This is a genomic window from Paraburkholderia sp. BR14320, assembly GCF_040948665.1.
Classification (GTDB): Bacteria; Pseudomonadota; Gammaproteobacteria; order Burkholderiales; family Burkholderiaceae; genus Paraburkholderia; species Paraburkholderia youngii.
Genome location: NZ_JBFPKG010000051.1, coordinates 41,406 through 52,542, shown reverse-complemented (window position 1 = coordinate 52,542; position 11,137 = coordinate 41,406). Strand labels below are relative to the sequence as shown.

The following is an 11,137-nucleotide window of genomic DNA, read 5'->3' as shown; positions in this document are numbered from 1 at the left end:
CAGGACCGTGAAACGACTCCACGCCGATGATAGTGCGGATTGCCCGTGTGAAAGTAGGTAATCGTCAGGCTCCCCCACAAGCCAGAAACCCCACCCCCAGCGGTGGGGTTTTTGCGTTTACGCGGCCGAAATCAACAAACAGCATTGAAGCAAGCGAAAAGTAAGCGTGGCCTCGGCGACGTCTTGACTGGAGACTGAGATCTTTAGGCCGCGGTGCGGAGTTGATCGGCGACGACCCACGGTGCGAGTTCATCGATGCGGTTGATCGCATGCTCGGCGATGCGCGCGAGCACGAAGCGCAGATACGCCTCTGGATCGATGCCGTTGAGTTTTGCGGTGCCAATGAGGCTGTAGATCGCGGCGGCACGTTCGCCGCCGGAGTCTGCTCCAGCGAACAGATAGTTGCGTCGACCGATGGCCACCCCGCGTAGCGCGCGCTCGACTGGCAGGTTATCGATTTCGAGCTGGCCGTCATTGCAATAGCGTGTGAGCGCTTCCCACCGGTTCAGCGCATAGAGGATCGCCCGGCTCGTATCCGATTTGCGCGAGAGGGTCTCCAGCGCCGTTGTGAGCCACGCACGGACTCGATCGAGTAGCGGCCGCGCATGCTTCTGGCGATGCGCACGGCGCTGGTCGGGCGGCTTGCCCCTGATTGTTTCCTCAATCCTGTATAGCGCGCCGATACGCTCAAGCGCCTCGGTGTTCAACGTATTCGGGCGCGCTGCGTGCAGTTCATAGAACTGACGTCGGGCGTGCGCCCAACAGGCCGAATCCGTGACGCGCCCGGTTTCATAGATGGCCTGGTAGCCACCGTATGCATCGGCTTGCAGCGTGCCGTTGAATCATTCGAGATGCTGTCGCGGTTGGATGCCCTTACGAGCCGGCGTATAGACGAACCACACCGCCGACGGCGTCGTATCGGCCGATGCGCGGTCATCGCGCACGTAAACCCAAAGGCGACCGGTTTTCGTCTTGCCGTTGCCCGGTGCAAGCACCGGAACCGGCGTGTCGTCAGCGTGCAGTTTGGTCGCCGACATCACGTGTCGACGCAACGTTTCAACGAGCGGCTGCAGCAGCGTCGCCGCGTGACCGACCCACTTCGCAAGCAGCGAGCGATCAAGCTCGACGCCTTCTCGCGCGTACATGACCGACTGCCGGTAAAGCGGTACATGATCTGCGAACTTCGAGACCAGCACGTGGGCGAGCAGCCCTGGGCCGGTGACACCGCGTTCGATGGACAGGCTCGGTGCAGGCGCCTGAGAGATGTAATCGCAACACACGCACGCAAACTTCGGGCGCACATGACGGATGACCCGGAAGCTTGCCGGTACGTACTCGAGCTGTTCGGCAACGTCTTCGCCCAGCGGCTGCATCTCGCCACCGCACTCCGAGCACTTCCCGGCAGATTCAGGCAAGTAGGTTCGGAGCTCGCGCGGCAGATGTTTTGGCAGTGGCTTGCGAGGTGCCTGTTCCACAGCCGTGCGCGGCGCCTTCGGGATTTCGACTGGCGCCGCCCCTTCGTCGGCCTCAAGCTCTTCGAGGCGCAGCTCCAGTTGCTCGATCTGATGGTCCAGCTTCTCCGACTTGCGACCGAACTGCATACGGCGCAGCTTGACAATGAGCAGCTTCAGGTGTTCGACCTCGGCTGTGCGCGAGGCCAGTGCGGCTTGTTGCGAGTCGATCGTTTCCTGCAGTTTGAACACCTGCGCGTCGCGCTCGCGCAGCGCCGCCTCGTGGCTGAGCAGCATCGCCTTCAGCGTTTCGACATCGTCGGGAAGTGGGCTCGCGCGCGTCATGCGACCAGTTTGCGCGCGGGCCACGACGTTTACAACGCCGAGGTCGGTCGTGCAGTTCTCGTCGGTTGCCGCCAGTCAATGCCTTCGAGCAGCATCGACAAGTTGCGCCGGGCTCAGGCAGATAACGGCACCGTCGGCTTGAGGCCATACAAAGCGCCCCTTCTCGAGACGCTTCATCAGCAGGCACATGCCATCGCCACTCCACCACAGCACTTTGAGCAGGTCGCCGCGTTTGCCGCGAAACACGAAGACGTGTCCGCAGAACGGATCGCGTTTCAGCACGGTCTGCACCTTGGCGGCGAGACTGTTGAATCCGGCCCGCATGTCGGTGACGCCAGCGGCCAGCCACACTCGGGATCCGGACGGCAGGCCAACGGCGGACGGCAGCATCAGCAGGCTCATCGGGCAAGACCCCGCACAATCTTGATCAGGTTTGCGATGGGCGTGTCAGCGCTCAGGCGTAGCCGGACGTCACCGCATTCGACCTCGTAGGTGCCGGCGCTGTCCGACGATGGGCTCGCCGGGCACTTCCAGTAAAGGCTCAGCTACGGCCACTGGTAGCTAGTTGAGTGCAGGCGCCTCTGGCAACGGCACGTCGGGCATGCCGAAATCGCCGGCAAGATAGTGACGACGCCATTTGAACAGCAGATTGGCGTTGATGTCGTGCTCGCGAGCGATGAGCGCGGCCGACGCGCCCGGCTTGAGCGTCGCCTCGACGATCTGCCGCTTGAACTCAACAGAAAAATTGGGTCGCTTGGACCGTTCGGATTGAGGAGAGCTGTCCACTGTTGCGTCCACCATTCATTTGGTGGGCACCAAAGTAGCCAAACTCAACGACGAAATCTACACGGTAATGAAGACGCGCTTACAGCGAAAACCTCCACGCGCCTCAATGCTTCTCAACTCTCTACTTACCCTGCGCCAGAAATTTCTGCGCCAGTCGAACCCAATACGTCGACCCCACCGGCAATAGCTCGTCGTTAAAGTCATAACTCGCGTTGTGCAGCATGCAAGGGCCCGCGCCGTGGCCGGCTTCGCGGTGGCCGCCATCGCCGTTGCCCAAAAAAGCATAGCAACCCGGTTTCGCCAGCAGCATGAACGAGAAATCCTCGGCGCCCATCGTCGGTTCAACAGCGTCATCGACATTTTCCGCGCCAACGACCTCTTTCATGACCGACGCCGCAAAACGCGCTTCCTCGCCACTATTGATCGTAGGCGGGTAGTTCCGGTGGAATTGGATCTGAACGGAGCAATCGTATGCTTCGGCTGTACTTTGCGCGATCTTGCGCATGCGTGACTCGATCAGGTCGAGCGTTTCTGTCGTAAAGGTCCGCACGGTCCCCGCGATCCACGCGTCGTTCGGCACGACATTGACCGCATCGCCGGCATGTATTTGCGTAATCGACAATACCGCGGTATCCAGCGGCTTTTTGTTGCGCGTGATGATGCTTTGCAGTCCGCTGGCGATTTGCACCGCGGTAAAGACCGGGTCACGGCCGTTGTGCGGAAGTGCCGCATGCGAGCCGACGCCCTTGATTTCGATGCGAAATTCATTGCTCGACGCCATGATGGGGCCTTCGGTCACGCCGAAGTGGCCTGCCGGCATGCCCGGCCAGTTGTGAATGCCGAACACGGCATCCACGGGAAATCTGGTGAACAGGCCGTCGTCGATCATCGCCTTCGCGCCGGCGCCCCCTTCTTCGGCCGGCTGGAAAATGAACACAATCGTGCCGTCGAAATCACCATGTTTGGCCAGGTAATGCGCGGCACCGAGCAGCATCGCCGTATGTCCATCATGCCCGCACGCGTGCATCTTGCCGTCGTTCGTCGAACGATGATCGAAGCTGTTGAGTTCCTGGATCGGGAGCGCATCCATGTCGGCGCGCAAACCAATCGCGCGCGAGCCGTTCCCGCGCTTCAATACGCCGACCACGCCCGTCTTGCCCAAACCACGGTGAGTCTCGATGCCCCAGGACTCGAGCGAACGCGCGACGAGATCAGCGGTCGCCGTCTCTTCGTAGCGCAGTTCCGGATGGGCATGGATGGTTCGTCGAAGGGTCTGGATTTCGCCGCGAGCGGCCTGAATTTCGGGGATGAGTTTCATGATGGAGTGATTATGCGTTTGTGCTCGACGAGCATGAGATCGCCGCGGACCGCGTCGGCCCGGGCACTGCGGATAATTCATTCTACGCCGAAGGCATTTTTGGCGGCACCACCCGGGTCGGCGGCCTATTGACGTAATAAAATTCCATTTTGCCCGATCACTTTCTGCTCGCCAGGACACCTTGCCGATGAACGCCCCGACCGAATTCGCGCGCGCCGTGTGCCCGCACGATTGCCCCGACACCTGCGCGATGCGCGTGACCGTCGACAACGGACGGGCCATCAAGGTCGCCGGCGATCCCGACCATCCGCCGACTCAGGGCGTGCTGTGCACGAAGGTCAGCCGCTACGCGGAGCGCGTGTACCATCCGAACCGGTTGACGACGCCGATGAAGCGTGTCGGCCGCAAGGGCGAGGGCCGCTTCGCGCCGATCAGCTGGGACGAAGCATTGGACCTTGCCGCAAACCGCCTCGGCGAAATTGCCCGTCGCGCGCCGGAAGCGATTCTGCCGTACAGCTACGCGGGCACGATGGGCTTGGTGCAGGGCGACAGCATCGCGCAACGCTTCTTCCACAAGCTCGGCGCATCGCAGTTGGATCGAACGATTTGTGCGGCTGCCGGCGCAGCTGGCCTCAAATACACGTATGGCGGCGGCGTCGGTATGCACAGCGAGTTTTTCGCCGAAAGCGAAGTGATTCTGATCTGGGGCGCCAATCCGATCGCATCGAATCTGCATTTCTGGACGCGCGCGCAGGAAGCCAAGCGTCGCGGCGCCCGGCTGATCGCAATCGATCCGTATCGCTCGCTGACCGCGGAGAAATGCCACCAGCACATCGCGCTGAAGCCCGGAACCGACGGGGCTCTCGCGCTCGGCATCATGAACGTGCTGATCACCGAGGATCTGCTCGACCACGAATACATCGCGGCGCACACGCTGGGCTTCGCTGACTTGAAGCTGCGCGCGCTCAGCTATCCACCGTCACGCGTTAGCGAAATTTGTGACGTCAAAGAGGAAGAAATCGCCGATCTTGCGCGACTTTACGCCAGCACGAAGAAAGCCGCGATCCGCTTGAACTACGGTCTGCAGCGGGTGCGCGGCGGCGGTAATGCGGTGCGCGCGATCGCGTGTTTGCCGTCGCTGACCGGCGCATGGCGCGAGCGCGCGGGCGGGGCGCTGTTGTCGGCGAGCGGTTGGGCGCCGGTCGACTCCCAGGCGTTGCAGCGTCCCGACCTGATGCCGGGCTGGCCGTCGAAGCCGAGCCGCGTGATCAATATGAATGCGATCGGCGACGCGTTGCTGCACCCGGGCGACGCGACGTTCGGCCCCAAAGTCGAAGCGATCGTCGTCTACAACTCGAATCCGGTCGCGGTCGCGCCAGACTCCGAACGCGTCGCGGCTGGCTTTGCGCGCGAGGATCTTTTCACGATCGTGCTCGAGCATTTCCAGACCGACACCGCGGATTACGCCGATCTGCTGCTGCCCGCCACGACCCAGCTCGAGCATCTCGACGTGCACAAGTCATACGGCCACACGCACGTGATGGTCAACCTGCCCGCGATCGCGCCGTTTGGCGACGCACGCCCGAACACCGAGATCTTCCGCGGCCTCGCGCGCCGCATGGGCCTGACGGAACCGTCACTCTTCGACAGCGATGAAGCCGTCGCGCAAGCCGCATTTCGCTGGGAAGACAAGACGCTGGACGGTGTCGACTGGCCGCTGCTGAAGCAAGCCGGCTGGGCCCGTCTCAATCTACCCGACGCGCCATTTGCCGACGGCGGTTTTCGCACGCCATCCGGCAAGTGCGAGTTCTACAGCGAGCGGCTCGCCCAACAGGGCCTCGACCCGCTGCCGGACTACCTGGCACCCTACGAATCGGCCGACGGCTCGCCCGAACTGGCGGCCCGCTATCCGCTCGCGATGATTTCGCCTCCAGCGCGCAACTTCCTGAACAGCACCTTCGTGAACATCGAGAGTCTGCGCGCTACCGAGGGCGAGCCCCATCTCGACATCCACCCTGCGGACGCGCGCGCGCGCGGCATCGGCGACGGCGATCAGGTGCGCATCTTCAACGACCGCGGCTCGATGCAGGCGCGCGCCCGCGTGACCGACCGGGCGCGCGAAGGCCTGGTCGTCGGGTTGTCGATCTGGTGGAAGAAGCTCGCGCCGGACGGCCGTAACGCCAACCAGTTGACGAGCCAGGCACTCACCGATCTCGGCGGTTCCGCGACGTTTTACGACTGTCTCGTCGAAGTCGAGCGGGCCTGAAAGCCGCACCGCACCTTGAAGCCGACGGCGAGCCTCGCAAGTTCGAGGCTGCCGTCTAACCCCATCGCTTTGGCCATTGGCGGCAATATGCCCATGCTACGATGCGTTTTTAGCACGATCATTCGAAAATAATTCAGGAGACGCTGCATGGAGAAAATCTGGCTGAAGTCTTATCCGCCCGGCGTTCCCGCAGAGATCGACCCGACACGCTATTCGTCGGTGGCCGAGTTGCTCGAGGAAGCCTTTCGCGAACACCGCGCGAAGCCGGCGTTCGTGTGCATGGGCAAGCAGATCAGCTACGGTGAACTCGACCAGCTCTCGCGCCATCTTGCGGCGTGGCTGCAGTCGAAAGGGCTCGCGCGCGGCGCGCGTGTCGCGATCATGATGCCGAACGTGCTGCAATATCCGGTCGCAATCGCCGCGATTCTGCGCGCGGGCTATGTGGTCGTGAATGTGAATCCGCTGTACACGCCGCGCGAACTCGAACACCAACTGAAGGACAGCGGCGCTGAGGCGATCATCCTGCTCGAAAATTTCGCGGGGACCTTGCAGGCAATCGTGCGCAATACGCCGGTCAAGCATGTGGTGGTCGCGGCGATGGGCGACCTGATGGGGATCAAAGGCCCGCTCGTGAACTTTGTGGTGCGCAAGGTCAAGAAGATGGTGCCGGCGTGGAGCCTGCCCGGACACGTCAGGTTCAACGACGCGGTCTCGGAGGGCGCGCGCCTGACGTTCAAGCCGGTCCAGCAGGGGCCTGACGATATCGCGTTTCTGCAATACACGGGCGGCACCACCGGCGTGGCCAAGGGCGCGACGCTGCTGCACCGGAACCTGATCGCGAACGTGCTGCAGTCGGAGGTCTGGCTCAATCCGGTGCGCGCGAACCGCACCGATATCGACCAGTTCATTACGGTCGTTGCTCTGCCGCTGTATCACGTGTTCGCGCTGACCGTGTGCGGGCTGCTGACGATCCGCACCGGCGGTCTCGGCGTGCTGATCCCGAATCCGCGCGATATCCCTGGCATGATCAAGTCGCTCGAGGGTTATGCGATCACGACGATTCCCGCCGTCAACACGCTGTACAACGCGATGTTGAACAGCCCCGATTTCCACAAGCTCGACTTCTCGAAGCTGCTGACCGCGAACGCCGGCGGCATGGCGGTGCAGGAGGCGGTCGCGAAGCGCTGGTTCGAGCGGACGCGCACGCCGATCGTCGAAGGCTATGGGCTGTCGGAAACGTCGCCGTGCGTGACCTGCAACCCCGTCACCGTCACTGAATACAGCGGCACGATCGGCCTGCCGCTGCCGTCGACCGAGATCTCGATTCGCGACGACTCAGGCAACGAATTGGCGCCCGGCCAGGCAGGCGAGATCTGCATCCGCGGCCCGCAGCTGATGGCGGGCTACTGGAACCGTCCCGACGAAACCGCCAAGGTGATGACGGCCGACGGCTTCTTTAAATCCGGTGACGTCGGCATCATGAGCGCGGACGGCTTCGTGAAGATCGTCGATCGCAAGAAGGACATGATTCTGGTGTCCGGCTTCAACGTATATCCGAATGAAGTCGAGGACGTCGTCGCAAAGCTGCCGGGCGTGTTCGAAGTCGCGGCGGTCGGCGTGCCCGATCAGCATTCGGGTGAGGCCGTGAAGCTGTTCGTCGTGAAGAAGGACCCGTCGCTGACCGACGAACAGATCTTCGCGTACTGCAAAACGCAACTGACCGGCTACAAGCGGCCCAAGGTCGTCGAATTCCGCACCGAGCTGCCGAAGAGCAACGTCGGCAAGATCCTGCGCCGCGAGTTGCGCGACGGCAGGGCTTAAGCGAGCGAAGAACAGAAAAGCCCGGCGCACGAAAGTGCGCCGGGCTTTTTCGTTGCGCCTACAAAACCCGCGCATAAAAAAAGGCGCCCGGAGGCGCCTTTGAGGCAAACTGCTTTTTTACGACTTATTAGAACTTGTGGCGAATACCAACACGAGCCGTGAACTGGTTGTTGGTCGACGAACCGGTCAGGCCGTTGATGCCTGCCGTTGCTGCGACCACCTGGCCCGTTGCGTTGACCGTGTCGCCCAGAGCGTGCTGATACACGCCGACCAGGTACACGTCGGTACGCTTGGACAGGAAGTAATCCACGCCCAGTGCGCCCTGATGGTACTGAGCACGCGAGTGGCCTTCGATCTGCTCGCCGCGCGTGTAGTCATACGCTGCGCCGACCAGCAGTGCCGGGGTCAACTGGTACTTGAAGTTGATTTCGCCGTTGTTGAACGTAGCCTTCTGGCCAGTGAACGGCGACGTGAAGGTCTTGCCCAGGTTGCCGAACTGGATGTTCGAATACGTCAGGCCGATGGTTGCCGCGCCGAACGTGTACGCACCGCCTGCGCCGACGACCTGATACGTGTTAGCCGATGCGAAGCCAGCGTAAATCGGGCTCGTGACTGCGAAGTTAGCCGGAGTAGTACCCACGGCCGGCGTGTTCGTTGCGATCGTGCCGCCGTTGTTGAACAGACCACCCGATGCTGCAGGCGTACGTGCGTTCAGGTAACCAACGCCCAATGCCAGCGGGCCATTGTTATAGCCAGCACCCAACGACCAGATCTGGTTGTGCGTGAAGTCACCAGCGACGCCGCCGAAGCTATACGTGCCGCCGAACGTCAGGCCGTTGTAGTTCGCGCTCGTGTACTTGATCGTGTTGTTGGTGCGATATGCGTTGTTGAAGTTGTCGATATCGCCCGGGTGAGCGGCGATGTAACCGCCCCACTGATCGCCCGATTCGAACGGACCCACGTAGTCGACGACGGAGTCGTACTGACGACCCAGCGTGACCGTGCCGAAGGTGCTCGACAGACCGACGTATGCCTGACGACCGAACATCAGGCCGCCTTGCCCGAGCTTGCCGTTGGTCACGTCAAAGCCGTTTTCCAGAACGAACAGCGCCTTCAGACCGCCGCCCAGATCTTCCGTGCCACGCAGGCCGAAACGCGAGCCTTGCAGGACGCCGCTAGACATGTCGTACTTGTGAAAGCCACCAGCATTGGTATTCATGTTGATACCAACGTCAACGATGCCGTACAGGGTCACGCTGCTCTGCGCATGAGCGACGCCTGCGAATGCGCCCAGTGCTGCGAGAGCGAGAAGCGACTTTTTCATCGAATGATCTCCAAGGATTACGAATCTTTTGTTCAAGGCGAAATATTTAGTTGGTGCTAAGGCCTTGCTTGTCCAACTTCGCGAGAAGTTGCCACGTAATGTAACAAAAGGCATACATGGGACAAAGAAAAAGGAGGCGCTCCGGACGGCCGCTGTTTCGTTTACGCAACATGGTCTAGAATCCGAAATTAACCGCCCATTTCATGCGAATTGAGGCCTGTCGGATCGCGGCTTTCGCGTCGCAAGGCCTTGTCCCACGGACCTTCCGGAACGATGCGGCGGTTGTCGAATCAGGGAGCGCTTTATGTTGCTGGACGAGTTGATTGGCGAGTTTGATCGGGGTTTACGCTCACTGACGGGGGTCTCGCGGATGAGCCGTCCGCTGCCGCTTCCGCAGGTTTCCGCGGCGACGGCCGAGGCGCCCGAACTCTCGCCCGCGGAGCGCGCGCATGCAGCTGGTTTGATGCGGGTGAACCACGTCGGCGAAGTGTGCGCGCAGGCGCTTTACCAGGCGCAGAAACTCGCTACCGACTCGCCTTCATTGCGCGCGATGTTCGATCACGCCGCATCGGAAGAAGAGGATCATCTGGCGTGGACCGCCAAACGCCTCGAGGCGCTCGACTCGCGTCCGAGTCTGCTCAATCCGCTGTGGTACACCGGCGCACTTGCGATCGGGCTCGCCGCGGGACGTCTAGGCGATCGCGTGAGCCTCGGCTTCATGGCCGAAACGGAGCGCCAGGTCGAGCAGCATCTCGACAGTCATCTCGATCAGCTGCCCGCCGCGGACCACGAGTCGCGCGCGATCGTCGAGCAGATGCGCGCCGATGAAGTGCAGCACGGCAAGGCCGCGGTGGACGCTGGTGGCATCGAGTTGCCGTTTCCGGCGCGTGCGTTGATGCGCGCGATGTCGAAGGTGATGACGCGCACCGCCTATTACATATGAGCGTTTCGGCTTTGCTTCGTCGACCGCCGCACCGCACGTATCGCATCGAGCATCGCTGAACGCATTAATCGCAAGTGGCACGGCGCCGCGCGCGCCGTTCGTCATTCGTCCCCGCAGCGTCGTCCTTTTCCTTTCAGAATCCCTTAACGATCTCTTTCAATCCGCGCTGTTTCCCCGCACTGTTCACGTATCACCTTCACAAGTTGCACTAGCCCATTCATTTATAACGGTTTTCCGTTTTATACGGGACGTGAAGGAGTCGCGCTAAGTCCTTGTTCTAACAAACAAAATCCGCCCGAAAAGCGGGCCGCTCCCTTGACCCGTGTGTAGCGTTCCTCTAAAGTGGGAGACAGTGTGAGAAAGTGTATTTTTGTGTGTTCTCGACATCACTTTCAGGTAGATTTTCACGGACCGGGCGGGCGGCGCAAACAGCACCGCAATAGGGGAGAGCGAAGTGTTCCAAGGGGCGTCGGCGCTGACGCTCGATGCGAAAGGGCGGATGTCGATCCCCTCTCGTTATCGGGATGCGCTGCAAACACAGGCAGAGGGCCGGGTGACGATCACCAAGCACCCGGACGGCTGCCTGTTGCTCTTTCCGCGCCCCGAATGGGAAATCTTCCGTGACAAGGTCGACAAGCTGCCCATGAACGCAGCCTGGTGGAAACGCATTTTTCTCGGCAATGCAATGGATGTGGATATGGACGGCGCAGGCCGTGTGCTCGTGTCGCCGGAGTTGCGCGCGGCTGGCTCGCTGGAGAAGGAAGTGACGCTGCTCGGCATGGGCCGTCATTTCGAGCTGTGGGATGCACAGATCTACGCCGCGAAGGAACAGGCGGCGATCGCCGAGGGCATGCCCGACGCGTTGAAAGACTTCACGTTCTGA

Annotated in this window: 8 protein-coding genes and 1 pseudogene; 4 read left to right on the top strand and 5 right to left on the bottom strand. The window is 61.6% G+C overall.

All coding sequences use genetic code 11. From position 1 onward, the window contains the following. Window positions 1-203: 203 nt before the first annotated feature. The 4 genes and pseudogenes from AB3X89_RS32005 to AB3X89_RS31990 all read right to left on the bottom strand — a co-directional run bounded on the left by AB3X89_RS32005 (window position 204) and on the right by AB3X89_RS31990 (window position 3,900). A pseudogene (locus tag AB3X89_RS32005) lies at window positions 204-1,748 on the bottom strand (IS66 family transposase). A 123-nt stretch (window positions 1,749-1,871) separates the two neighbouring features. Then, window positions 1,872-2,198: an IS66 family insertion sequence element accessory protein TnpB gene (tnpB, locus tag AB3X89_RS32000; protein ID WP_368586832.1), complete on the bottom strand. Its 327-nt coding sequence runs from the start codon at window positions 2,196-2,198 to the stop codon at window positions 1,872-1,874. 159 nt (window positions 2,199-2,357) lie between these two features. Further along, entirely contained in the window at window positions 2,358-2,597 is a 240-nt protein-coding gene (locus AB3X89_RS31995; protein WP_368586831.1) for a transposase, read from the bottom strand. Between the two features lie 106 nt (window positions 2,598-2,703). After that, on the bottom strand, window positions 2,704-3,900 hold the full coding sequence (locus tag AB3X89_RS31990) for a M20 aminoacylase family protein (protein ID WP_368586830.1): 1,197 nt from the start codon (window positions 3,898-3,900) through the stop codon (window positions 2,704-2,706). A gap of 187 nt (window positions 3,901-4,087) precedes the next feature. On the opposite strand from AB3X89_RS31990, the gene AB3X89_RS31985 reads away from it, so the two are divergent. Together AB3X89_RS31985 and AB3X89_RS31980 are read left to right on the top strand one after the other, a co-directional pair. Continuing rightward, complete coding sequence (locus tag AB3X89_RS31985; RefSeq protein WP_368586829.1) at window positions 4,088-6,166, top strand: molybdopterin-dependent oxidoreductase; 2,079 nt, start codon at window positions 4,088-4,090, stop codon at window positions 6,164-6,166. 147 nt (window positions 6,167-6,313) lie between these two features. Then, window positions 6,314-7,987, top strand: coding sequence for a long-chain fatty acid--CoA ligase (locus AB3X89_RS31980; RefSeq protein WP_368586828.1), 1,674 nt, complete (start codon window positions 6,314-6,316; stop codon window positions 7,985-7,987). 127 nt (window positions 7,988-8,114) lie between these two features. Here AB3X89_RS31980 and AB3X89_RS31975 read toward each other — a convergent pair whose 3' ends face one another. Further along, complete coding sequence (locus AB3X89_RS31975) at window positions 8,115-9,311, bottom strand: porin (protein WP_368586827.1); 1,197 nt, start codon at window positions 9,309-9,311, stop codon at window positions 8,115-8,117. Window positions 9,312-9,615: 304 nt separating this feature from the next. On the opposite strand from AB3X89_RS31975, the gene coq7 reads away from it, so the two are divergent. Continuing rightward, complete coding sequence (coq7, locus tag AB3X89_RS31970) at window positions 9,616-10,254, top strand: 2-polyprenyl-3-methyl-6-methoxy-1,4-benzoquinone monooxygenase (RefSeq protein WP_368586826.1); 639 nt, start codon at window positions 9,616-9,618, stop codon at window positions 10,252-10,254. A 454-nt stretch (window positions 10,255-10,708) separates the two neighbouring features. Continuing rightward, window positions 10,709-11,137 (top strand): division/cell wall cluster transcriptional repressor MraZ, encoded by a 429-nt coding sequence (mraZ, locus tag AB3X89_RS31965; protein ID WP_013090620.1) that lies wholly within the window; start codon window positions 10,709-10,711, stop codon window positions 11,135-11,137.

Bases quoted from the DNA above. Each gene is read 5' to 3' on its own strand.
- AB3X89_RS31975 (WP_368586827.1), bottom strand. From the start codon at position 9,311: ATGAAAAAGTCGCTTCTCGCTCTCGCAGCACTGGGCGCATTCGCAGGC.
- AB3X89_RS31990 (WP_368586830.1), bottom strand. From the start codon at position 3,900: ATGAAACTCATCCCCGAAATTCAGGCCGCTCGCGGCGAAATCCAGACC.
- tnpB (WP_368586832.1), bottom strand. From the start codon at position 2,198: ATGAGCCTGCTGATGCTGCCGTCCGCCGTTGGCCTGCCGTCCGGATCC.
- AB3X89_RS31995 (WP_368586831.1), bottom strand. From the start codon at position 2,597: ATGGTGGACGCAACAGTGGACAGCTCTCCTCAATCCGAACGGTCCAAG.
- AB3X89_RS31985 (WP_368586829.1), top strand. From the start codon at position 4,088: ATGAACGCCCCGACCGAATTCGCGCGCGCCGTGTGCCCGCACGATTGC.
- coq7 (WP_368586826.1), top strand. From the start codon at position 9,616: ATGTTGCTGGACGAGTTGATTGGCGAGTTTGATCGGGGTTTACGCTCA.
- AB3X89_RS31980 (WP_368586828.1), top strand. From the start codon at position 6,314: ATGGAGAAAATCTGGCTGAAGTCTTATCCGCCCGGCGTTCCCGCAGAG.